The organism is Flavobacterium sp. CR10 (assembly GCF_055814415.1).
Genome location: NZ_CP185985.1, coordinates 1,970,719 through 1,993,420, shown reverse-complemented (window position 1 = coordinate 1,993,420; position 22,702 = coordinate 1,970,719). Strand labels below are relative to the sequence as shown.

At 30.3% G+C, this 22,702-nt stretch carries 21 protein-coding genes and 1 tRNA gene; 11 read left to right on the top strand and 11 right to left on the bottom strand.

The genetic code is table 11. The features are described from left to right. The first annotated feature begins 39 nt into the window (after positions 1 to 39). The 4 genes from ACNRYB_RS08970 to ACNRYB_RS08955 all read left to right on the top strand — a co-directional run bounded on the left by ACNRYB_RS08970 (position 40) and on the right by ACNRYB_RS08955 (position 4,785). The gene (locus ACNRYB_RS08970; protein WP_109192061.1) at positions 40 to 267 is read left to right on the top strand and encodes a helix-turn-helix domain-containing protein; all 228 of its coding nucleotides are present in this window, start codon (positions 40 to 42) and stop codon (positions 265 to 267) included. Beyond that, the gene (locus tag ACNRYB_RS08965; protein WP_109192060.1) at positions 267 to 1,484 is read left to right on the top strand and encodes a phospholipase D family protein; all 1,218 of its coding nucleotides are present in this window, start codon (positions 267 to 269) and stop codon (positions 1,482 to 1,484) included. The genes ACNRYB_RS08970 and ACNRYB_RS08965 overlap by 1 nt, the downstream gene beginning before the upstream one ends. Before the next feature lie 85 nt (positions 1,485 to 1,569). Next, positions 1,570 to 3,177, top strand: a complete 1,608-nt coding sequence (locus ACNRYB_RS08960) for an Eco57I restriction-modification methylase domain-containing protein (RefSeq protein WP_109192059.1) — start codon at positions 1,570 to 1,572, stop codon at positions 3,175 to 3,177. A gap of 42 nt (positions 3,178 to 3,219) precedes the next feature. Next, positions 3,220 to 4,785 (top strand): HAD family hydrolase, encoded by a 1,566-nt coding sequence (locus tag ACNRYB_RS08955; protein ID WP_167398294.1) that lies wholly within the window; start codon positions 3,220 to 3,222, stop codon positions 4,783 to 4,785. 637 nt (positions 4,786 to 5,422) lie between these two features. Here the strand turns inward: ACNRYB_RS08955 and ACNRYB_RS08950 are convergent. Then, positions 5,423 to 6,499 carry a topoisomerase II gene (locus tag ACNRYB_RS08950; RefSeq protein WP_109192056.1) on the bottom strand — a complete coding sequence of 359 codons (1,077 nt, stop codon included), beginning with the start codon at positions 6,497 to 6,499 and terminating at the stop codon, positions 5,423 to 5,425. A 370-nt stretch (positions 6,500 to 6,869) separates the two neighbouring features. Beyond that, the gene (locus ACNRYB_RS08945) at positions 6,870 to 8,207 is read right to left on the bottom strand and encodes a hypothetical protein (protein ID WP_473729829.1); all 1,338 of its coding nucleotides are present in this window, start codon (positions 8,205 to 8,207) and stop codon (positions 6,870 to 6,872) included. 168 nt (positions 8,208 to 8,375) lie between these two features. Here ACNRYB_RS08945 and ACNRYB_RS08940 point away from each other — a divergent pair, with 168 nt between their 5' ends. Beyond that, positions 8,376 to 10,010, top strand: a complete 1,635-nt coding sequence (locus ACNRYB_RS08940) for a protein kinase domain-containing protein (protein ID WP_109192054.1) — start codon at positions 8,376 to 8,378, stop codon at positions 10,008 to 10,010. Between the two features lie 296 nt (positions 10,011 to 10,306). Here ACNRYB_RS08940 and ACNRYB_RS08935 read toward each other — a convergent pair whose 3' ends face one another. Then, on the bottom strand, positions 10,307 to 10,810 hold the full coding sequence (locus ACNRYB_RS08935) for a hypothetical protein (protein ID WP_109192053.1): 504 nt from the start codon (positions 10,808 to 10,810) through the stop codon (positions 10,307 to 10,309). A gap of 379 nt (positions 10,811 to 11,189) precedes the next feature. Here ACNRYB_RS08935 and ACNRYB_RS08930 point away from each other — a divergent pair, with 379 nt between their 5' ends. Beyond that, entirely contained in the window at positions 11,190 to 12,272 is a 1,083-nt protein-coding gene (locus ACNRYB_RS08930; RefSeq protein WP_109192052.1) for a hypothetical protein, read from the top strand. 137 nt (positions 12,273 to 12,409) lie between these two features. Here ACNRYB_RS08930 and ACNRYB_RS08925 read toward each other — a convergent pair whose 3' ends face one another. From ACNRYB_RS08925 to ACNRYB_RS08915, 3 genes are all read right to left on the bottom strand, one after another. Beyond that, positions 12,410 to 13,888 (bottom strand): serine hydrolase, encoded by a 1,479-nt coding sequence (locus ACNRYB_RS08925; RefSeq protein WP_473729828.1) that lies wholly within the window; start codon positions 13,886 to 13,888, stop codon positions 12,410 to 12,412. Positions 13,889 to 14,109: 221 nt separating this feature from the next. Beyond that, positions 14,110 to 14,490, bottom strand: coding sequence for a nuclear transport factor 2 family protein (locus ACNRYB_RS08920; protein ID WP_473729827.1), 381 nt, complete (start codon positions 14,488 to 14,490; stop codon positions 14,110 to 14,112). A 93-nt stretch (positions 14,491 to 14,583) separates the two neighbouring features. Then, positions 14,584 to 15,384 carry an SDR family NAD(P)-dependent oxidoreductase gene (locus ACNRYB_RS08915; protein WP_473729826.1) on the bottom strand — a complete coding sequence of 267 codons (801 nt, stop codon included), beginning with the start codon at positions 15,382 to 15,384 and terminating at the stop codon, positions 14,584 to 14,586. Between the two features lie 151 nt (positions 15,385 to 15,535). Here ACNRYB_RS08915 and ACNRYB_RS08910 point away from each other — a divergent pair, with 151 nt between their 5' ends. Beyond that, positions 15,536 to 16,036, top strand: coding sequence for a GNAT family N-acetyltransferase (locus ACNRYB_RS08910; RefSeq protein ID WP_473729825.1), 501 nt, complete (start codon positions 15,536 to 15,538; stop codon positions 16,034 to 16,036). Between the two features lie 53 nt (positions 16,037 to 16,089). Here the strand turns inward: ACNRYB_RS08910 and ACNRYB_RS08905 are convergent, their stop codons facing one another. Continuing rightward, positions 16,090 to 16,221 (bottom strand): hypothetical protein, encoded by a 132-nt coding sequence (locus ACNRYB_RS08905; RefSeq protein WP_473729824.1) that lies wholly within the window; start codon positions 16,219 to 16,221, stop codon positions 16,090 to 16,092. An 18-nt stretch (positions 16,222 to 16,239) separates the two neighbouring features. Beyond that, entirely contained in the window at positions 16,240 to 16,527 is a 288-nt protein-coding gene (locus tag ACNRYB_RS08900; protein ID WP_473729823.1) for a hypothetical protein, read from the bottom strand. Positions 16,528 to 17,003: 476 nt separating this feature from the next. On the opposite strand from ACNRYB_RS08900, the gene ACNRYB_RS08895 reads away from it, so the two are divergent. Together ACNRYB_RS08895 and ACNRYB_RS08890 are read left to right on the top strand one after the other, a co-directional pair. Then, positions 17,004 to 17,075, top strand: a tRNA-Glu gene (locus ACNRYB_RS08895). A gap of 107 nt (positions 17,076 to 17,182) precedes the next feature. Next, positions 17,183 to 18,382, top strand: a complete 1,200-nt coding sequence (locus ACNRYB_RS08890; protein WP_473729822.1) for an outer membrane protein assembly factor BamB family protein — start codon at positions 17,183 to 17,185, stop codon at positions 18,380 to 18,382. A gap of 71 nt (positions 18,383 to 18,453) precedes the next feature. On the opposite strand, the gene ACNRYB_RS08885 is transcribed toward ACNRYB_RS08890, so the two are convergent. Continuing rightward, on the bottom strand, positions 18,454 to 18,759 hold the full coding sequence (locus ACNRYB_RS08885; RefSeq protein ID WP_129746370.1) for a hypothetical protein: 306 nt from the start codon (positions 18,757 to 18,759) through the stop codon (positions 18,454 to 18,456). 237 nt (positions 18,760 to 18,996) lie between these two features. Further along, a complete protein-coding gene (locus ACNRYB_RS08880; RefSeq protein ID WP_473729821.1) occupies positions 18,997 to 19,839 on the bottom strand; it encodes a leucine-rich repeat domain-containing protein in 843 nt (280 codons plus the stop codon). 180 nt (positions 19,840 to 20,019) lie between these two features. On the opposite strand from ACNRYB_RS08880, the gene ACNRYB_RS08875 reads away from it, so the two are divergent. After that, positions 20,020 to 20,508 carry a DUF1761 domain-containing protein gene (locus tag ACNRYB_RS08875; RefSeq protein ID WP_473729820.1) on the top strand — a complete coding sequence of 163 codons (489 nt, stop codon included), beginning with the start codon at positions 20,020 to 20,022 and terminating at the stop codon, positions 20,506 to 20,508. Positions 20,509 to 20,626: 118 nt separating this feature from the next. After that, positions 20,627 to 21,772, top strand: a complete 1,146-nt coding sequence (locus ACNRYB_RS08870) for a GNAT family N-acetyltransferase (RefSeq protein WP_473729819.1) — start codon at positions 20,627 to 20,629, stop codon at positions 21,770 to 21,772. Between the two features lie 2 nt (positions 21,773 to 21,774). Here ACNRYB_RS08870 and ACNRYB_RS08865 read toward each other — a convergent pair whose 3' ends face one another. Then, positions 21,775 to 22,644, bottom strand: a complete 870-nt coding sequence (locus ACNRYB_RS08865; protein ID WP_473729818.1) for a diacylglycerol/lipid kinase family protein — start codon at positions 22,642 to 22,644, stop codon at positions 21,775 to 21,777. Positions 22,645 to 22,702 lie beyond the last annotated feature (58 nt).

The following is a 22,702-nucleotide window of genomic DNA, read 5'->3' as shown; positions in this document are numbered from 1 at the left end:
CTGCCGACATTGTTACTTTGTGATAACTGTAGTATTCAAATGAACAAAGACCTTTCTTTAAAATTCGGTAGATTAATAAGAGAAATAAGGCATGAAAAGAAACTTTCACAAGAAGAATTAGCTTTTCGTGCTGATGTTCATCGCACTTATGTTGGTATGATAGAAAGAGGAGAGAAAAACATAACTCTTGAAAATATTGATAAGTTTTGTAAAGGTCTTGAAGTTACTATGGAATTCGTTTTTCATAAACTTAAAGATGAAAATTAATGAAAGTAACATTACTAAGCCAAGGCTTTAATCCATCTTTGGATAAAGCTGTTGGAAACAAATTGATTGAATTTTTTAGCACAAACCATTATCAAACATTTACTGGAATATCAGCATTCGCAAGTGAAGCTGGAGTTAATGGACTTTCTAGCTGTATATCAAGTAGTACTTCATTCAAAAATCTTAACTTAATTGTCGGTATAGATCAACAGGGTACATCAAAAGAAGCTTTGGAAGAAATTTTAGATTTGAAAATTAACAGTTATATTTTTTATCAATCAGAAGAACCTATTTTTCATCCAAAAATCTATTTATTTGAAGGACTTGAAAAAACAGCATTAATTATTGGTTCTTCGAACCTGACGGCAAGGGGGCTTTTTAATAATATTGAATCATCGATTTTATTCGAATTTGATAATTCAGATAAAGATGGGGAGAATTTACTAATAGATTTAAAAAGTTACTACAGTACTTTATTTAATTTCACAGATCCTAATCTTTTCAAAATAGCACAAAGTACAATTGATTCTTTTGTTAAATTAGGAGTGGTTCCACTTAAAAAAGTTTGGTTAAAAAGACAAGGAAAAAAAGAAGCAAATGAAAATTTAGAAAAGGGAATTTTAAAAATACCTCAAAGAGCAGTTTCAAAGCTCCCCAAAAATTTTGCTGGCAAGAAGAAATCAAAAAAACTTGAACAAAACTACAACGAGGAGATAAGTGCAGTTGACGACCAAAATATAAGTACTGTATTAATTCCTGCTAATGCATTTACTAGCAACTTTACTGAAATTTGGAAAAGCAAACCTCTTACCGAAAGAGATCTAAATATTCCTCGAGGAAGTAATACAAACGAAACTGGATCAATGTCCTTAAGCAAAGGACTTTTAGATAATATTGACCAAAGGCATTATTTTAGAGATCAGGTTTTTAATTCTTTAGATTGGAATAATAGCACTCGTAAAAACAGTGAACATTTGGAAAAAGCAATAGCATATTTCAATATAATAATTGACGAAGAAGACAAGGGAGAATTTCCACTACAAATAACACATAATCCCAGAACAGATACAGAGAGCTACATTCAAAATAACTCTGTTACGAGCTTAAGCTGGGGAAAAGCAAAAACGTTAGTAAAAAATCGTGACTTGCTAGGAAAAACTTTAACATTATCAAAAGACGTAACATCTAAAGATAAATATACTTTAGTTATTAAATAATTGTTGAAATTTATTTTATAAAAAATGAAATTATTACATTGTATCTTATTCTTATGTGCTTATTTTTGTTAGAAAATAGAATACAATGCAATTAATAAAAGAAGCATCACATGATAAATTGAGAGGTGGGTTTTACACTCCTGAACCTATAGCAGAATTTATTCTAAAGTGGGCTTTTAATGGAAATAAGGAATTAGATATTTTAGAGCCTAGTTGTGGAGACGGAATCTTTCTTAAAGCAATAAAAAAGGGTAAATTTCAATACAACTCTGTAACAGCAATAGAGCTAGACGAAATAGAGGCTAACAAATCCAAAAGCATAAACCTTTTAGATGCTGAAATTATTAATACAGATTTTCATAATTATTGTATCAATACGACTAAAAAATTTGATTTAGTTATTGGAAATCCACCGTATATTAGATACCAATATTTCAATAAGGAACAACAAGGTTATGCTGGAGATATTTTTAATAAAGCAAATTTAAAATATTCAAAACTAACTAATGCATGGGTTTCTTTTGTTGTTGGCTCTTCTTTATTATTAAAAAATGAAGGAAAAATAGGATTCGTATTGCCTGCAGAAATATTGCAGGTTTCATTTGCAAAGCCACTAAGAAATTTTCTTGCACATTTTTACAATAAAATTAATATTATCTCATTTGAAAAACTTGTATTTCCTGACATCCAACAAGAAGTAGTGTTGCTTTTATGCGAAAAAAATAAAACAAATAAACATTTAATAGAACATCTAGAAATAAAAGATGCAAGTGCTTTAAAAAAGCTTGATATTAATAAATTGAAAAGTCCAAAAAAGAAAATTGACTTCAAATCAAATAAATGGACTTTTTATTTTTTAGAACAAAACGAAATAGATTTTTTAGAAAGGTTACAAGAATCTAAATTAATTTCTAAACTTGGTGTTTTTGCCACTGTAGAAGTAGGAATAACAACTGGTGCAAATCCATTTTTCACTGTCCCTTCTTCCACTGTAAAAGAATACAATTTAGAAAAATATGCAAAACCATTAGTAGGGAGAAGTGTCCAAGTTCCAAGCGTAATTTTCACTTCGAAAGACTGGGATAAAAATAAAGCAATTGAAGCAAGAACACATTTACTAACTTTTCCGAAAACATCTGAATTAAATGGTAGTTTAGGTGCCAGAAAATACATAAAAAAAGGGGAAGAACAAAACGTTAATAAAGGATATAAATGTGGAATTAGAGATGAATGGCAAATAATCCCATCACTGAGGATTTCAGATGCACTATTTATTAGGAGGAATAATCTTTACCCTAAATTAATTATAAACGAAGCAAAAGCATTTACTACAGACACAATGCATAGGGTCACAGTAAAATCAAATATTAATTTAGAGGCGTTAACTGCTAGTTACTATAACTCATTATCTCTTGCATTTACAGAAATATGTGGTCGAAGCCATGGGGGCGGTGTTTTAGAATTAATGCCTAATGAGGTTGAAGAAATTCTCTTACCCTATAATGCTAATAATAAAGAGCTTCTGCCACTAATTGATGAAATGATTAGAGCTAAAAAGGATATTTCCGAAATATTAGAAATAACAAATAAAATAATTCTTAAAGAAAATTTTGGATTAAGCAACGAAGAAATAGTGTTGGCTGATAATATTTGGAAAAAGTTATCTCAGAGAAGATTAAATAGAGGAAAATAGTTTTATAAAATTCAAAAGAACATTTGTTTAAATAAGATGAATATGACTAAGCACAATATTAAAAATTGCGTAGTAACAGATCTAGACGATACAATGTGGGATTGGCTAGGAATGTGGTACAATTCATTTAATCCTTATTTTAACGAAATCAGAGAATCTTTTAACATTGATGAAGACGTTTTAAAAGCTGATTTTAAAAATCTACATCAACAATATAAGACTACAGAAGTTTCATTTGCTTTTGAAGAACTTACATCCTTAAGTGATGAGAATAAGAAGAAAATAACTAAAAAACCATTAACAGGTAAAAGTATATTACATAAATATAATTCAAATAAAAAATCAAATTTAAGACTTTATGATGGAGTTCTAAAAACTTTATTGCATTTAAAATCTCAGGGAGTTTTGATAATTGGATTTACTGAATCCAATGCTTTCTTCACAAAATATAGAATAAAAAATTTAGAATTAGATGGAATATTTGATTGTATCTATACTCCTTTAGATACTGGAGCCCCAAAAAGCGTTGACAAATTTTATGATGATGAACATTGGGAACCAATAAAAACAGAGATAAGATACCTGTCAAAAAGCATAAAAAAACCTGATAGTGAAATCTTGGAGATTATTCTAAGGGATTTTCAAGTTGCTAAAGAGAATGCAATTTACATTGGAGATAAAATCGATAGAGATATTAGGATGGCTCTTGACGCTGGCGTGACAAGTATCTATGCGAAATACGGAAGTGAAATCGCCAGTGACAAATACAAGCTTCTCAAAGAAGTTACTCACTGGACTGATGAGGATGTAAAAAGAGAACAAGAATTTCACGAAAAACACAGAAACGAAGAAATAAAACCTGATCTAATTCTGGAAGAGTCTTTCAGTCAATTACTAAATTATATTTCTTTTACTTCATATGAAAAAAAACTGAACAAAGATCTAATTCCAAACATAATCTCTATTTGGAGTGATGTAGTTAAAGTTCAACAACACTTTAATGATATTGCCCTAAGAATAAGAAATCTTGCCTTAACAGCATTTACATTTATTATTGCAACTCTAGGCTATATCGTTAAAGAAAATATTGTATTCTATATTGGCGGAAAGGAAATTAATTCCATTACTGTATTTAGCTTTTTAGGAGCTTTGATTATTTTTTGCTTCTGTTTTATGGATCGATATTGGTATCATAAATTTCTTATCGGAGCAGTTAGTCAAGCATCATTTATAGAAAATAAATGGTACAAAATAATACCTGAAATTGGTCTTAGTAATGCAATAACAAAGCAAAGCGGTTTTTATGTTGGATTTGGCAGATTTAAAACTAAATTAGATTCAAAAAAGAGATTTTGGTTTTTCTATGCTCCTCTGATTTTAATTTTTTGTGTATTTTTCGTATCCTCATTTTTTTTAGATAATGATAAAAAGGCAAAAACCATAGAAAATTTAAAAATAAAAAACGGTGAGCAATTAAAAGAAATAGACAGTTTAAGAATAAAGCTTTTAGAAATAAAAATTTCTAATCAAATTAAAAGCACTCCCGTTATTAAATCAGACAAATTGGAGGCTCCTATTCATCCCAAAACTACCCAACATTCGAATTAACTTTTAATAAAAACACTTCGATTTTACAATCATTTAATCTTTATGTTAAAATAAATTGAAATTCTGATTTAATCAGAAATTGACTTTGCAACTTAAAATTTCAATAGAAAATACATATGTTTTGTTAATTTATTTTAATGACCGTCCGATCTTTAATTTCTGTTGACCACTGCACTTGCGACCATCAGCTTGGTCAATCAAAATGAAATTGTATATATTTTGCGTAGGATAGAGAAAGAATCTTCCATTTGCCTCTTCTTCAATTTGAACTCTAGGCACTAAAGTTATAGGTGTTTCAACTGATTATTTCCTGTGTTCCACTAACCTGCCATAACTGTCAATTTCTCGTGTTTAGCTTTAAAAACACCAAGTATTTCGTATCGAAAAAAGTCGATATACAATTGCATTATTGGATGATACAAGTAGAACTTGATTTGTTTGATTTTGCGCGAAGAGGGATTCTGTAGCCAAAAAAATATACAGAGAAATTATTATTCTTTTCATATCGTTCTTTCTACTACATATTTTAATTAATTCAAGACTTCCCATCTTTGTATCATACTCTAAATCTCCTGTCTCTAAATCACATTTTATTTCATCTATAAATAGAAATTCAGCGCATATCACTAACCAAACTTCACAAATTATCCAATTCGGTTATTTCATTAGCTAAATTAATTTTTTCTTTCGGTCGAGCAGATAAGTATTTTTTCATAACAGCAAAACATCTTTTTATATCAATTAGATTGTCATCAGAAAAAGTAACAGTAGTAATTCCAAATTCTTCAAAATAATCATTTCTTTTCTGCATTTCTTTATTCCATTTCTTTGACAATTCTGCATTGACATCTACTTGTTTCTTATCTTTTATTTTAGCTACAGACATATGGGAAGAATGGGGGCTTAATTCAAAGCCAATCAGTTCCATCGTATGAGAATTTAAAATTGTAAAGTCCAAACGATATTTGTGATCAACTTCAAGACCTTCATATCTAAATTCAGGGATTAGGAAAGGTTCTGATAAAACATCATCAGACATTTCAAGATATTCTACGTAGAAATCAAATACTGCTTTTTCGTATTGTGAATTAGAAACTCTCTTCAAGATATTCTTGTAAAATCTCAGTAATTCAGGAAAATCATCAAACTTTACCAATTCATTATTTTCTGGATCAACCAAACCTGTATTAAGAACATGTCCAATTGTCCAATACATATATTCAGCTCTTCTTATTTCACTTACATCATTTGTCCATATTTTGTCGCGAAATGCTGGAGCTATTACCAAACCCCAAACAAATTTACCGCCACCAAACCATACAGACCATAGATTTTCATTTGGTTTTACTCTAGTCCTTTCTTTTAAGTTTCTATAAAAATTACGCTCAAGAAATTTTAAAGTATAGTTTCTAAAAACTTCATCTTTCATAAGCTTCTTTAGTGGGGAATATCTGTTCTCAACATACTTTCTAAATCCCCTTATCCATTTAGCTTTGAAATCATTTGGATCACTAAATTGCATATTTATACTATCGACATATGTATTGTTCTTTCCTCCAATAGTTCCATGTAAAGATGATATGCTTAAATCAAAATCATCGCGTTCACGATGATATTTTCTTAAAACATTTGCCTGCATCTTTTTCATTTCTGCAGTCAATTGCTCATCAATTTCTTTTAATCTCTTTTTCTCTTCCTTATTATAACTCTTCATTAATATTGATATTCGATAAAATTATTGGTAACAATTATAAAGGCAATAAGAATATTAAAAACATACCTATTTTAAAACTAATTGCTGAAAGTTTATTTTGTAAATTACATTTCAAATATATTGTTTTTCTCTTACAATTTATTAAATAAATCTTGATTCTGAAGAATATAATCCTAAACTAACTTAACAGCTTTTCTGCTGTAAAATAGGAAGATTTCTGACTTTTCAATTATTTTATATTCTTTTAAAAAGCTTATTTTCCTCTAGTCCTTGCTAGTTCAAATAATTAAACTTTTTTGAAATTAAATAATTTTACTGTTCTTCAATTTTAAAAATTTTAAGGTGCGATTGTTTGTTTTCATTTTAATTTTTAATGATGATTAAACATTTTAAATGTTTTTTTCAGATAATAAAACGAGGTTAAACAGGAAAAAAAATCTTTGGAATGAAGATTTTTTTTATGTTCAATCTGAATTTTTTTAGAAATCAAATCATGAAAAATCCCGAGATAAGAAACAGATGAAACATCTTTACTTTCAAGGTTATTAAACCAAATTTCAAAATTAGGAGTTCCAAATGCTCTTGGATTTTCTTTAGCGCTATCTATCGCTTCTTTCAGATATTTTACACCATAACTTGTGTTAGGATCATCTTCCGGGTCAGTAAAATCACCTACACTTAAAAACTTTTTTTTCCAGTGTGCATCAGCTTTTAAACTTTTCCCAATCAAATCTTTAACCTCAGGTTCAAAATGTTTAACCTCATCCGTTATAAAATCGACATCTATAAAATCAGTATTTATAAATCTACCTTCTTTGATAATTTCAGAAAAGTGCAAATCTTTATTATATTCTAAAATGTTCTTTAATACTTTCTTATGAAGGTATCCTTTATAGGGATTATAAATACATAGTGTGAATCCATGCGGATACACAGCTCTCGGGCTGTTTTTATGAAATATAATGAATCCATTAATATTCTGACGATTAAAGATTGATGTTACATAATTAATAAATCCGTTCTTGTTTTTTACTTTTGAACGCGTATAATAATCGAACGTATCAAAACATTCGTACGAAAACAAACTCAGATAATCTATTTCGGATATTTCTCTTATCGGATTTATAATTGTGAAAGAAAGATCCTTAATTAAATCCTTATTATCCTTATGAACTTCTAATTGCAATGGGAGGGTAAGAATGTTTTTCCACAACATTGACAACTCCACAGCAGACATTAAAGTTGCCCTCCATTCATTTGAAATGGGGATCCAGATAATCTGTAAGTTTGACAATCCATGAAATCTATTCTGTAGACCTAAAGTATAAGCCGACAATTCGGTAATCGCCTCTCGTTCACTGCTGTCACTAATCTTTAGTTCAACTAAAGCGAGATTTAAACTACATGTATTGTATGCTAAAATATCTACTGAAGGCTGTTTCCCCTTCTTGGATTTTGTTTCTAGAAGTTTAAACTCCTTATCAATTAATTTGTAGAACTCAATATTTTCAGTTGAATGAATAATTTTCTCTCCAAGTACTAATTTCACTAAATCGGTAATACATATCTGTTCACTACTCTGATAGATTGCATTTTTTTCATCTATTAATGCTCTTTTAAAGTCTTTTAGATTAGTTATTTTCTTATGAAATTCATTAAAATTATCACACAAGAAATCTCTTACTTGAAATTCTTTTATCTTAATCATAATTACAATCTAATATTAAACCTGCAAGGGTTAATTTAAATAAAGTTAATTTAAATAGTTATATAATTAAAAAAAGAAAATATTTTTAGTAAAGAATTATTTTTCGACTTTCATGCAAGTTTTAATTTCTACATTAGTAAATTGTAACCTGCACTTAAATAATTAATAATGATTAGGGAAATATTAGAGGAATATATAACAGGAAATATAGTTGAAGAGAAATCAGGTGCGAGTGGTACGGTTTTTATTGTTGAGCATGATGCACATACCACTCCAAGAAGGGTTGCCTACAAAACAATAAAGGTTAATAAATTAAATACAGATCAAGAAAAGTATTTTATAGATGAGTGCGAACTATGGTTTTCGAGACAGAATAGTTATTTAGTTAAAGCATTTTACCCTTTAATTATAAAGGACATTCCATTTATTTGCATGCCATACTTCAAAAAAGATTTAAAAACTTTGATGCTTGAAAGAAGTTTCTCGTACATAGAAGCCTTGGTAATTTCTTGTAAGATTACGAAATCATTGGTAGAAATGCAAAAAAGTGGCATCAAGTATCATCAAGATTTTAATCCCCCAAATATTTTAATCGAGGATCTACAAGATAAATACCCTAACTATCAATCATTAAATGCTTTAAACTTAGTTCCTAAAATTTCAGATTTGGGAATTGCTGATCTAATTGAAAGAATCGGACCTACTTACGGAGGTGGAGGAGGAAAATTTCCTTTTAAAGCACCAGAACAATATGATAGAAAAAAATACTTAGGTTATAATCCCGATGTATTTGCACTGGCAACTATGATTTACATGCTTTTTACGAATAAACATCCTAATGATTTAAGCAAAGAAAGGGCACTGAATAAAAATACAAGTTCAAGTTATTTTTCGAACTGGGCATTTTCAGCTAAAATTTCGTTTACTAATAAGAATTTGGAGTTGATTCTTAATAAATGCCTTAAAGAAGATCCTACTGAAAGAGCATCTGCTATAGATCTTTATGATGCATTAATAGCAGAATTGGAAAAAATTGACAGTGTAACCGCAGACAAATTAAAATTTAATTTTGAATATTTTGACAAAAGTAATTCAGCAGATTTATTAATTCAAGAAATAGAATCTCTTAAGAACATTTTAAAGCTTCCATCTCGGAAAAATCAAATTTATATTAATATTTTAAAGAAGATTGAATATTTAAAAACTAACATAGTTAACGAACTGGATGTAATATCATTATGTGAATATTATAAATTATCAGCAATCAATTTTGACGAAAATATTCACCGCAAAGAAAACATACTTGAAAACACATTAGATATCACGAATATTCTTTTTAAGTGGCATTCAAAAATAAGGGTTCATCATCGATATTCTGAAATTAAAATGGGCGATAAGATCATACAAAAATTACCAAATTTTAGAGATATCGAAATAGTCTCTACCTATTTCGAAGTAATTTACAAAGTTCTATTAAAAGAACAAAATGAAAAATATATTGAAGATTTATTTAAAAAGTTCAACAATGATATATTTTATTCAATTTATTTATATACTAAAGCTTCATTGAAAAAAAACTATTCCAATGAATTAAGTGGAGCCATTGAATTACTTGAGAAAGCAACCCAATTAAATCCTACGGAGCCTCTGTTTAATTATATGATATACTACTGGATTCTTACGGATTATAATCAAATGAAAAATCAGAATGTAGATTTAGAAAATAAAAAACAAATTGCTTTTAAATATTTAAAAGAAAATTCTAAAAACTGGGAAATTTTAAAAAGCTTTAATCCTGATTAAAAAGAAATATATTTATTTTCTATTGAAAATTGAGCAAATTTCTCAAGTCCTATTTTTTTTAGCAACAAATTATCAAGAGAATTTTTTATTTGAGCAACTATCATAAAAAACAAAAAAATTAAAATGCGCATGATAAGACATTGTAATAATCAAAGATAATTTGTTAGATTATTGAGCGCTTCCAGCTACAACGATAAAAGCTTCAGAGAAATTTGAAGCTTTTTTGCTTACTTACCTTTAAACATCTTGGGTTTTGTTTACAAGCGTGATGCCAGCGGAGGATCAGGTTTTGAATGCTACTTTCGAATTCTTATTCCTTGTTCTTGTAATTTTAATAATGCTTGGGTTTCTGGCATATCTTTTCCTTTAGAAGAACAAAAGTCTATCATATCATATTCTAATAAACGTTGAATACTTTCTGCTTTATCTGAAATAGATTTAATTTTATCTAACAATTCCTCTTTTATGTTACCAGCATTGAAATCTTCTTCGTTTCCAATGACAACTTTGTGAATCAACCAATTCCTTTGCTTTAAAAAAACATTTAATTCATCTTGCAAAGACAAATTATATAGATTCTCCCTAATTGCAATTGTAATAGCTTTACCTAATGTATAACTCTGGTTTTGTTTTAAACATTCATCTGCTCGTTCTTTTGTTTCCGTGGGGTTCATTTTAAGAGTAATTGAATAACTCAGTGCTTGTTCAACCATTTGGGTTTTCAAGACAGCTTCTCCGATGAAACAATACAAATTAATTTCAGTATTGTTAGCTAGTATTTTTGTAGCACTCTTTTTCATTTGCTTTTCGTTTTAATAAAATTCCGTCTAAATTTATTTATCAAAGATATTTCCTTAATACGCAATGTTTTTGCGCAGTAAAAAATATTTAATTTCTTTTGATTTTTTTAAAACTCAATTGCACAGATTTGTAATCTGTACGCCCAAACATATCTTAATAGATTAAAAAAAGAAAAAATCAATAATTCAAAATCGCCAAGTTTTTAAAAAATGGTTCGAATTATTCTGTACCTCAGGGGTCAATATAAATCTTGGACAATTTAGGCCTTTTTAGAGAGCTAGAACCATTAAAAAACTTATTAAATCACTTATATTTCATTTTCAATATCTTTTGTCAACATCAAAAACACTTTTCATAAATTTAAACAATTATTTTTTTATGAAAGATATGGAAACAAAGGAATTGAAAAGGAAAGAATTATTTGATTTGGTTTGGTCAACACCTCTTACCAAACTTACATTGCAGTATGCTTATACAAACGAAGGCTTAAAAAAAATCTGCAAAGAATTTGAAATTCCAATTCCAGATAGAAGTTATTGGTCAAAACTTAAATTCAATAAGCTAGTAAAGAAAGTAGATTTTAATCCTAATTTCGATGGTAATGATAAAATTATTTTAGCATTAAGGAAAGAAGGAGAACCAATTAATATTGACCAAACACCATTAACAATAAGAACCAAAGAAATTGTAAATGACAAAAAAGCCCCTATAGTTGTTCCCGATACTATCATAAAACCAGATATTATAACAATTCAAACGAAAGAGTACTGGAAGGGTAAAATTAAATTCAGCTCATACCACAATGATAATACAATTGTATATCCAATTAGAGTCGGTGATAATTGCAGAAAAAGAGCACTACTTTTTATGGATGCTTTTACAAAATTATTACGTTACAGAGGACATGATTGGGGAAAAGAATATGATAATACAGGTGTGGTAATTGACACTATTTTCATAGAAATTGATCTACGAGAAGCAACTAAAAGAATCCCTTCCACAAAGCAATATTATACTTCTGATTATGTTCCAACAGGAGAGTTAATTTTCAAAATGGGTAAATATTCAGATGAAAAGGAATGGAGAGATGGAAAAACGAAATTAGAAGAACTTTTAGCAAGAATAATGGCTAAATTAGAAATCTATGCAGAGGCAGAAAAAATTCGAAAAGAAAAAAACAGACTGTGGCATTTACAATATGAAGAAGAACAAAAGCGAAAAGAAGAAATTAAAAAACTAAAAAATGAAGAAGTTGAAAAATTCAACAAATTATTAGCCCTATCTGAGCAATACAATAAAGCGCTCTTAATTAGACAATACATCGAAGCTGAAAAGCAAAAAGCAATCAGAAGTAACAATTTAACTATTGAAAAAGATGAATGGATAAAATGGGCTTGCGACAAAGCAGATTGGTTAGACCCATTGATTAACAAATGTGATGATATATTAGATCTATCATAATTTAATTTTAGATTTTCCTAATCCCTCTAAATCATACACAAAATGGTTCGAGAATTGTCCCGTTAGGGCTACTAAGAAAAAAAGCTTCAGAGAAATCTGAAGCTTTTTTTTGTTTTTTAAATTTTTATGGTAATTATTTACAGCAATTCTTTCAATACCTTTTTACCATTTTCATTATCTGGATTTAATTCAACAGATTTTTGATACATTTTAATTGCCTCCTCTTTTTTACCACTTTGAAGCAATGCCTCTCCATAGCTATCATATACATTTGAGCTATTTGGAAAAATTAATGCTGCTGAGGCGAATGTCAGTAAAGAGTTGTCTGTTTTTTGAGATCTAAGAAATTGATATCCTAATCTATTAAAATCTCTTTCTGACGCTTCGTAAGTGTCTGGCTTTTTTAAATATTCTTCAATTAACTGATTTGCTTTTTCTTTATTCCCGCTTTCAAGCAAACTGCCATAGACTCTCGAAAGACTCTGCAGAGGCATTTTATAAGGCTTATTTTCAATTATTTTTAAAGCTTCATTAGCCGTAACGAAAACCGGACTTGCTGTATTGGACAACATAATGACAGTATTGTTTCTAGTGATATTGTACATTAAAATTGATGTAAGTCCAGTATTGAGCCCATCGTGAAAAACTATTTTTTCATTATTATCATTAGTATAAGTCTGCCAACCCAAACCATAGGCTATTTCTTTTTCATACGCACGATAAGAAGCAAATGTTCCGTTATTAAGTTTTGCTGGAGTCAGCGCTTCTTCTAATTCTTTCTTGCCTAAAAGCTTATAGCTAAATAATGCTTTTTGATATTTCTGCAAATCTTGAGCTGTACTTACAATACCTCCAGGACCGTAAAAATTACTTTTCTCATCTATTAAAAAAGTTTCATTTAAGGTTTGAACATTTACTACGTTTGTCGAATAAAGGTTTGGATAAGTATACAACTCTACCTGATTTGGCGTTTTAAGCCTTCTATTCTTAGGCAGAAATGAATCTTTCATTTTAGCAGGTTCGAAAATATTTTTTTCCAAATAATCTCTAAAAGCAGTTCCAGCTATTTTTTCTACTATCAAAGCTGCAAGACAGTAATTAACATTATTATATTCCCATTTGTCTCCCGGAGCAAATGAAAGCTGAGCTTTATTTTCAATTAATGCAGGTATAATATCCTCATTTGAAAAGATTTTTTTTGGCTTTTCTTTTATTGCTTTATCAAATAAACGATAATAAGGAACCACTCCCGAAGTATGGCTGAGCAAATGTCTAATGCTAACATTTGGATAAGGAAAATTCAGAAGATACTTTTGGACTGGATCATCAATATTCAATTTCCCTTTTTGTTTAAGCTGCAGTATGGCAACTGCCGTAAACGTTTTTGATACCGATGCAATTGTAAATTGAGATTTTTCATTGATTTTTTCTTTCTTCTCGATATTAGAATATCCATAAAAAGCAGAAAAAACATTTTCTCCTGATTTAGAAATTAATACACTGCCATTAAAAAGGTCTTTTTTAGCAAGTGTTGAAAAGAAATCTTTTATCTCTTGCGCTGAGATATTACTTGTAAAAAGTAAAACTGTAAAACAAAGAATGATTTGTTTTTTCATTTGATTGATTGATTGATTGATTGATTGATGATTTTCTTAAACGAAAATAATAAAATATTATTACTACAATATATTTTCAAAAGTATATTATAACTATATATTTTTCTTAACCTGAAAATACAGCTGCATTACTAAAACAAAAAAGCTTCAGAGAGATCTGAAGCTTTTCTGTTTGGATTTTCGCTGTAACTATATATTAGCTATATTTTAAGTACATTAGATTACTCTTTTATTTCCAATTCTGTTTCGGTATGCATTACACATGCCCATTGATTATTTTCTTTAACCCAAGTAGAAGTGCAGACACATTTCACAGGAGCTTTTTGACTTTGATCTGCTATCTCAAAATCGAGACGATATCCTAGTACGGCAGTATTTTCAGCAATTAGCTTTTCTTTTACATCATAGATGTTCAGCACTTTTATTTTATTGGTTTGTCCAGAGTCGAACATATTTTTGAACTCAGTCTCGCTGATGCTCTGAATACCATTTTTTCCAGCAACTATGCATGGAAAAAATGTCAAATTTCTTACCGTTTCATAATCATTATTCTCAACTCCTTGCCAGTATTTTTTTTCCAATTCTATAATTTGTCCTTCCATATTATCTCGTTGTTAATTAGACATTTCACAAATTTCACATTAATATTAAAACAAAACCCCTCTTTTAACATAGATTTAATTCAAGCTTCTTAATTACAAATCTGGTTTTGAACCTTTTGAAATAATAGATCTCATAACCCTAGGAAACCATCTTTGCAGCCATACTGCTAATTTGCCGTGTCCCGTGAAAATGTAATTTCTCTTTCGTTTCAAAATAGCATTTACCATCACTTTCGCAGCTTTATCAGTAGGCCACATTAAATTTGACGGTCGCGGATCGTGCTGTTCAGGATGCCAAATTCCGTCATTATCAATTCGTGCAATTTCTGAAACCACAAATCCGGGATGCAAAGTAGTGCAACTCACGCCTGTTCCCATTAATTCAACCTGCAGAGTCTGACCAATAGAATTTACAGCCGCTTTTGAAGCGCCGTACGCGCCCACATTAGGATTAGGAAGATAAGCAGCAACACTTCCAACCAAACCAATTCGTCCTTTGTTTTTCTTTAAATATGGCGATGCATATTTTACCGTTAGGGCTAATCCCGTAACATTGCCTTGCAATTGCCTATTCCAATCTTTGGCTGTTAAGTTTTCGATGCTTCCAAAAACGCCAAAACCAGCATTGGCAACAACTATATCCAATCGCCCCCACTCTTTAATGATTTGTTGGACTGCATTTTCAATAGAGGTTTCTTCCATTATATCACATGGAATTACTAATGCTTGTCCACCTGAATCTCTAATTGTGTCGGCAATTTTATCCAACAGCACTTTTCGCCTTGCAGAAAGAACTACTTTATATCCTAATCTTGCCCATTCAAAAGTCATTGATTTTCCAATGCCAGATGAAGCACCTGTTATCCATATTACGTCTTCTTTTGCTTTTGTCATTTTTGCAACATTCATTTCAAACATCTAATTTACTCATTACAAACTAGATAAACAAAACAAAGACTTTTTATAATTGCATATTTACGAGCAGTAAGTTTACCTTATTTATTTCTCTAAATTCGATATCTTTACAATGAAAAATCCTAAATCAATGCTCACTATCTATCAAAGTCCAAAAATAATTATTCGCGAATTTTTACCTCAAGAGAAGCAGACATTCTTAGACCTTTTTAAAGACAATCAGGTTACACAATATCTTCCTGAAACTTCGCCTGAACGATATGTCGAAATGTTTAACGAATTGCTGGAAAATTATGAAAAGAAAAATCTCAGCAGATGGGCAATATTTAGTGCTATAGACAATGATTTTATAGGAATGTGTGTTGCACGTGTTTTTGCGCACAACACAAACCAGATAGAAATCGGATATGTATTAAGCCGAAACTACTGGGGAAAAGGTATTGCTACAGAAGTATGTAAGGCTCTCACGCAGTATAGTTTTGCAAATACAGATACCAAGGAAGTTGTAGCCATAACAGATCTTGATAATACAGGATCGCAAAATGTATTGCAAAAAGTTGGATTTGAACGATTAAGCAATTTGATAAGAAATCAAGAAGAGCTGGCTTATTTTAAGATAGAAAAGGTGTAATTTTGATAGCACAATTTATGCAGTCTCCCTAAAAATTTGAGAGATGACGTTAATTACCTGTCAAAATTCCATAAATCCAATCTAGTGATGTTTTTAATTGTTCCTCCAAACATTCCCATATGTCCTCTCGAATTCATATCAAAAGTTCCCACAATTATTATATATTTTTTATTGTATTCGTTCAAGTTTTTCTTTTGAGAAATTTATTTTGAAAAATTGACCCAAAAACCATTATCGGATATGCCTTTTGAAAAATCTTCTTTATGCAAATAAATTGCGTCTCCTTCAAATTCCAAATTCAAATACCCTATAACTTGAATTTGTTTTCCATCATATTTTTCTGGAGTTGAAATTAGCCTTATTAACGATATGTCATATTTGTGAAAAGATATAGCTTGATCTTTCTCGCTTTTTGATTTGTTAGGAGTTTTTTTATTCTGCGAAAAAGCATTTAATGAGAATGTCAATAAAATTAAAACGATATATTTCATGCTTCAAACTTATTTTATCAAGCAGACATTATTGCTGACTTTTAAATAATAAATATTTTTTACCTCACATATTGACCCCATATAAAAAGGTCTAGCAATACTACACAAAAAAAGCAAACAGTCACTACGGTTTTTCTATAAACTCAGAATTATTTTTCAAAAAATCCAACTTTCCAAAAGCAATATGATTCTTTTCTATTAGGATCACCCCTCAAATACTATAAAAATATTCTTTCAAAAATAAAATCATTCAATATTTCTAAAATTATTTTCTTCTTAAAAAAACAAACATTTTCTCCGCATAAACATAAAACAACAAATTATTAATCAAATAAATACAAATACATTAACTCGATTAAAACTAAAAAAATCATCCTCTAAAACAATTTTCAATCAAAAAAAATCAAAAAGTTTTTTCCAAAATGCTTTGTACATCTCAAAAATAGTTGCATTTTTGCACCCGCAATAGCAAACCAGGTCCGTTCGTCTATCGGTTAGGACGCCAGGTTTTCATCCTGGTAAGGGGGGTTCGATTCCCCCACGGACTACCTACTAAGACAAAAGCTTCAGAGAAATCTGGAGCTTTTTTTTGTTTATATTTACTCCATTAAATGTTTTAAAAAAGACAATCAAAAAAATCAACCCAAATCTTAAAATGAAACACAAATTAATAGCCCTTTTATTTGTATTCGCCTTTGCAAATATGTCTGGACAAGCGCCCGCCAGCAAAACCAATTATTCTAACAGCAATTTACCTGCAGAAGAAGTTGTTACCAACAAATCTTTAAAACCTCTAAAAAAGATTTCTCTAGACGACACTTCTATGTTAATTTATGATTACGACGGATCGCTTTTTTCATGGGATTTAGAAGTCGAAAGTATTGTTTGGACCGTAAAAGCTTCGGATGCTCAAACCGAAATGTGCGCCAACAAAATAACAATCCATGACGGAGTAGTATATATTCCGTTTATTAATGGTGAAATTTATGCTGTAGATAACGGAACAGGAACTATTTTCTGGAAATCCAGAATAGGCAATATTAAAGACCAGATTGTTCTAAAAGACCAAACTCCTGTAATAAGCAACGGAAAATTGTTTATTACTGCTCAAAATCAAAATCAGAGCAGTAATTTATATGCTTTGGATTTAAAAGATGGAAGCTTGTCTTGGAACTACAAATTAGACACGCCAAATAACGACATTGAGCCACTTGTTTTTGATAATAAGGTTTTTATTCAAAGTGCAACAAATGTATATTCGTTTGAAGTCAATACAGGAAAGCTATTGAATCAGAAAAGCTTTGATGAAACGATGAACGGAAAACCTGTTACAGATGGTGAAAGTGTTTTTATAGCTGGCGACAAGAACTGGCTTTACACTCTTAAACCAAATAGCTTAGATGTTTTATGGCAGTTTAAAATAGAAGAAAACCAAAACAATGTTAAGGAACGCATAGTATGCCACGACAAAAAACTATATTTTGCCGCACAAGGCCCAGAGGTTTCATCTATTTATGCTGTTGATTCTAAAACAGGAACTCAGCTTTGGAAAACAGATTTTAAAGGTGATAATGTAGAATATATTGTTAAAGAGGTTGACAATCTTTGGGGATATACACGCAACAAGAAACTTTTTGAATTGGACTTATCAAACGGCGAAATAGCTTTTGAAGAAAAACTAACTACGTTGCCTATTTCAAATATTGAATTTCCTGCCGACGATAACTTGCTTTACTATTATTGCGATGCCGGCTTGATTCAGTTTGATTTAAAAGAAAAAGATGAAAACGTATATTATATGCGTACTTCCCTTACAGACAACCCTTATAGCGCTTTTATCAAGATAATTCGATAATAGCTTCCGCTTTTCGAATAAAAAAAGACCATTTTTTCAAATGGTCTTTTTTATGCTGTTTTTAGAAAAATTTATGCTCTAAACAAAGCATATTTATTGTAGTTAAACAAAACTTTATCATAAGGAACATAAAGCGAAACTATTTTCTCTGTTGATTCATTGAATTTAATTCCGTTGTGTTTTCTAAACAAGTAGATTTCTTTTAAACAATTAGAAAGACTTTGGTGGATTTCGCTTGTAAAAGTTGGCAGTTTCTTATCTCCAACCAAAAGATCAATCTGATAGTTTGAACTACTTTTTGATAAGTTGTTCCCAATAATTCTAAGTGTAAAAGTTGTCGGTTTTCCGTATTGTTCTCCCTGATATTGCAGTGTCATGATTTCTTCTTATTAAATGATTAGTAATACCGCCTGTTAAATGGCTTTTGGTTCTCTAGATACTTTTATTAAAATTATAAAAATTTAGGCAAACATAAAAAATTCCGTTCTAAATTATAGGTTATTTTTTCAAGGAACCTTTAAGTCTAAAAAAAACGAAAACCGTAAGAAATTACGGTTTTAAATAATTAACTAAATGTAAAATTCATTCATAAGCATCGATTAATTTTGGGTAAACTATTGTAATTTATTTTCTTGGTTTATTTCTAATAAAAATGGATTTCCGTTTTCATCCATCATCGTCATATTTAAAGCATCTAATAATGCTATTTTTTTCGAAACTTCGCCTGTAAATTTATTGTACGAAAGATTCAATTCTTGCAACTTGCTAAGCTTTTCGATTTCTAGAGGAATTGCGCCTGTAAAATCATTATCAAACAAACTAAAATTCTGAAGTGAGTTCAGATTAATAATATCATTTGACAAATTTCCTGAGAATTTATTATTGTTTAACAGCAACACCTTCAGTCCAGAAATCTTATAAATTGAAACAGGCAGTTTTCCGTTAATTTCGTTATTAAAAACAGCTAAAATTTCTAACTGATTCAACTTTCCAATTTCCGCTGGAAGCTCTCCTGAAATGTTATTCATAAAAAGCTCTAAATCTTTCAATTTTACCAATTGGCAAATAGACGACGGAATTTCACCCGACAATTTATTATCAGCTACATTTAGCAATTCTAATTCCTTCAAATTAAAGATTGATGAAGACAAACTTCCTTCAATTTTATTCTTTTCAAGATTTAGCGATTCTAAATTTATAAGATCGTAAAGAGCTTCTGGCAATTCTCCCTGAAGATTATTATCTGCCAGATTCAGCGCCACAACTTTTCCATTTTCAGCTTTAACACCGTACCAAGTAGAAACAGACAGACTTAAGTCCCATTTGTTTTTCCATTGCAAACCATTTGTTGCATAGTACAATTTTATAAGCGCCTCTTTTTCTTTATCCGAAACGGTATCTGCCAAAACATTTAGCGAAAAAGCAAATAATAAAGAAAGGGTTACTAAAATTTTCATAACAGATTTGGGGATTTGTTATTAGCGTAAAAATATGCAATTCGCAGTTAAAACACACTAAATATCGACAAAGTGTTGAAAAAAATTTTACATGTAAGATTTATATTGCTTTTAATTATTTTCTAAAATCTGCACTTTTTTTGATTACATTTGATCAACTAATTCTAAAAACCTCATATCATGCAAATTAACTTCGCCGCTTTATTTATTGCAGCAATTGTTACACTCGTAACTGGTTTTATCTGGTACAGCCCAAAAGTATTTGGAACAATCTGGATGAAGGAAAACAATCTTACTCAAGAAGAGTTAAGAAAAGGAAATATGCTTAAAATCTTCGGACTTACGTATATTTTCTCTTTAATGATCACCATGACTTTAATGTCGCTTACCATTCATCAATCTGGCGCGATCGGAATGGTTGGCGGACCTCCTTTAATGGATAATGCAAAACCTTCATTTGCAGCCTTCATGGCAGATTACGGAATGGCATACAGGACTTTTAAACATGGTGCACTTCATGGTTTTATGTCTGGATTATTTTTCGCTTTTCCATTAATAGGAATTAATGGTTTATTTGAAAGAAAATCTTGGAAATATATTTTTATTCATAGCGGATACTGGATTCTTACTCTGACTCTTATGGGCGGAATCATTTGTGGATTTGCTTAATAATCTTCTTAAAAACCCGTTTGAAAAACTTATCTCAAACGGGTTTTTCTTAATAATAACTTAAACCCCATTAGTTATTCTAAATATTATCTAATTTTGAAGAAATTAGCTCACTCTTTTGAATACAACATATTCTTTCCAGATTTACAAAAGCGCATCTTTACTGCCTTTAGAATGGAACTCGCTTGCTGCAAATAACATTTTTTTGACACGAGAATATCTCGAAGTGCTGGAAAATTCCTCTCCAGTAAATATGACTTGCCATTTTATTGGCCTTTTTGAAGAGAAAAAATTAATTGGAATAGCTTTAACACAATTCTTATTTGCAGAAAAACTCGAATCTTTTGGTGAGCGCGACAAATGCTTAAAAACTTCGGTGCGCAATTTTGCTTTAAAGAATTTTGCCTCACACGTTTTATTTGTTGGAAATAATATGCTCACGGGACAAAATGCTTTTATTTTTGACAAAAGCGTTAAAGAATCAAAAGCCATAAAAACGCTTCACAAAGCTATTAATCAGCTAAAAAAAGATTTGAAAGAAAGCGGAAAAAAGGTTCACATAACTAGCATAAAAGATTTTACAGCAAAAGAAATAGAACCGCTTCAGGCTGAATTCAAAAACAATTATACGTTTTCGACCCAGCCGAACATGATTTTCGACATCAAAGAAAACTGGAAAACCGAACAGGATTATATTGACGCTTTGTCAAAAAAATATCGCGACCAATACAAACGCGCACGAAAGAAATCGGAAGGGATTGTAAAACAGCAAATGTCGCTTTCAGATATTAAACAATATGAAGATGTTATTTATGATCTTTATTTTCATGTTGCTAAAAATGCACCTTTCAACACTTTTTTTCTAGCTCGTGACCATTTTAGCTTTTTTAAAGAAATAATGGGCGATAATTTTCTGCTGTACGGTTATTTCTTAGATGAAAAACTAATCGGTTTCAATACTTTAATCAAAAATGGCGAAGTAATGGACACGTATTTTTTGGGTTATGACGAAAGCATTCAGCGCGAGAAAATGCTGTATTTAAATATGCTGTACGACATGATTGCCTATTCTATCAAAAAAGGTTTCCGTGAAATCGTCTTTGCCAGAACTGCTCTTGAAATTAAAAGTTCTGTCGGAGCAAAACCTGTTAAAATGTACGGTTTAATCACACACAGCAATGCTTTGATTAATCATAACATTTCAAGATTTTTCAATTATTTGGAACCCAAAACAGAATGGCAGGAACGCAATCCGTTTAAATAAATCTACGGAACTGCAATTTTCATCTGCTTGTGCAAAATATCAATTTCTAACGAAGTCTGCGCTCCGCAATATTCTCCATCAATTTGAAAATTAACAGGATAATCCGTTTTTATAGTTGCTTTATTGGTTGAAATAATTACAATGTCATCAGAGTCAATCGGCATATTTCCGGTAATTATTTTTCCAATTAAAAGCAGATCAAGACTTTTTAAAATCACCAGTTCAAACTTTCCATCATTCATCGCGCCATTCGGATTAATGATAACTCCTGTTCCGTATTTCTGCGAATTGGCAATTACAATCATTCGCGCTACATGCTCAACGGTTTTATTATTTGCTGAAATTGTTGCCACAAATGGCTCTTCAGATTCTTTAAGCGTAGTAAAAGCTTGGAGCGCGTAACCCCAAAATCCGCGAACATCACTTTGCTCATAATTTTTAACCAGATTGGCATTCAAGCCAAGATCACTCAGATGAATACTTTTTTTTCCGTTGATGCAAATCATATCCATTTCGATATAATGGTGCAAAAAGGCTATTTTGAGGTTCTCCTCTATTCCATCAGGAAGATTTAAATCTACCGAAAGTCCGTTTGCAGAACCTGCTGGTAAAATTCCGATTATCACATCATGCTCTTCCACAGCTTCGGCAACCATTTTTATCGTTCCGTCGCCTCCGGCAACAATAATTCGTTCTGGAACAGATTCATTATATAAAGATTGTATTGTTCTTAAATCATTTTTTCCAGTTGTTTCATATACTTCCAAATCAAAATGATTAGTTGCCGCAAACTCTTCAACAGCATCAATTAAATCAGATTTATCCAAATCTCCAGAAATCGGATTTACAACAAACAGAATATTCTTTTTCAAAATTTTATCTTTAAAATCAATTAAATTAAGTAAATTACAGTTACATAAATATACGCAA

Bases quoted from the DNA above. Each gene is read 5' to 3' on its own strand.
- ACNRYB_RS08885 (WP_129746370.1), bottom strand. From the start codon at position 18,759: ATGACACTGCAATATCAGGGAGAACAATACGGAAAACCGACAACTTTT.
- ACNRYB_RS08935 (WP_109192053.1), bottom strand. From the start codon at position 10,810: ATGAAAAAGAGTGCTACAAAAATACTAGCTAACAATACTGAAATTAAT.
- ACNRYB_RS08915 (WP_473729826.1), bottom strand. From the start codon at position 15,384: ATGACAAAAGCAAAAGAAGACGTAATATGGATAACAGGTGCTTCATCT.
- ACNRYB_RS08890 (WP_473729822.1), top strand. From the start codon at position 17,183: ATGAAACACAAATTAATAGCCCTTTTATTTGTATTCGCCTTTGCAAAT.
- ACNRYB_RS08925 (WP_473729828.1), bottom strand. From the start codon at position 13,888: ATGAAAAAACAAATCATTCTTTGTTTTACAGTTTTACTTTTTACAAGT.
- ACNRYB_RS08875 (WP_473729820.1), top strand. From the start codon at position 20,020: ATGCAAATTAACTTCGCCGCTTTATTTATTGCAGCAATTGTTACACTC.
- ACNRYB_RS08920 (WP_473729827.1), bottom strand. From the start codon at position 14,490: ATGGAAGGACAAATTATAGAATTGGAAAAAAAATACTGGCAAGGAGTT.
- ACNRYB_RS08930 (WP_109192052.1), top strand. From the start codon at position 11,190: ATGAAAGATATGGAAACAAAGGAATTGAAAAGGAAAGAATTATTTGAT.
- ACNRYB_RS08900 (WP_473729823.1), bottom strand. From the start codon at position 16,527: ATGAAATATATCGTTTTAATTTTATTGACATTCTCATTAAATGCTTTT.
- ACNRYB_RS08960 (WP_109192059.1), top strand. From the start codon at position 1,570: ATGCAATTAATAAAAGAAGCATCACATGATAAATTGAGAGGTGGGTTT.
- ACNRYB_RS08940 (WP_109192054.1), top strand. From the start codon at position 8,376: ATGATTAGGGAAATATTAGAGGAATATATAACAGGAAATATAGTTGAA.
- ACNRYB_RS08950 (WP_109192056.1), bottom strand. From the start codon at position 6,499: ATGAAGAGTTATAATAAGGAAGAGAAAAAGAGATTAAAAGAAATTGAT.
- ACNRYB_RS08955 (WP_167398294.1), top strand. From the start codon at position 3,220: ATGACTAAGCACAATATTAAAAATTGCGTAGTAACAGATCTAGACGAT.
- ACNRYB_RS08945 (WP_473729829.1), bottom strand. From the start codon at position 8,207: ATGATTAAGATAAAAGAATTTCAAGTAAGAGATTTCTTGTGTGATAAT.
- ACNRYB_RS08965 (WP_109192060.1), top strand. From the start codon at position 267: ATGAAAGTAACATTACTAAGCCAAGGCTTTAATCCATCTTTGGATAAA.
- ACNRYB_RS08970 (WP_109192061.1), top strand. From the start codon at position 40: ATGAACAAAGACCTTTCTTTAAAATTCGGTAGATTAATAAGAGAAATA.
- ACNRYB_RS08880 (WP_473729821.1), bottom strand. From the start codon at position 19,839: ATGAAAATTTTAGTAACCCTTTCTTTATTATTTGCTTTTTCGCTAAAT.
- ACNRYB_RS08910 (WP_473729825.1), top strand. From the start codon at position 15,536: ATGCTCACTATCTATCAAAGTCCAAAAATAATTATTCGCGAATTTTTA.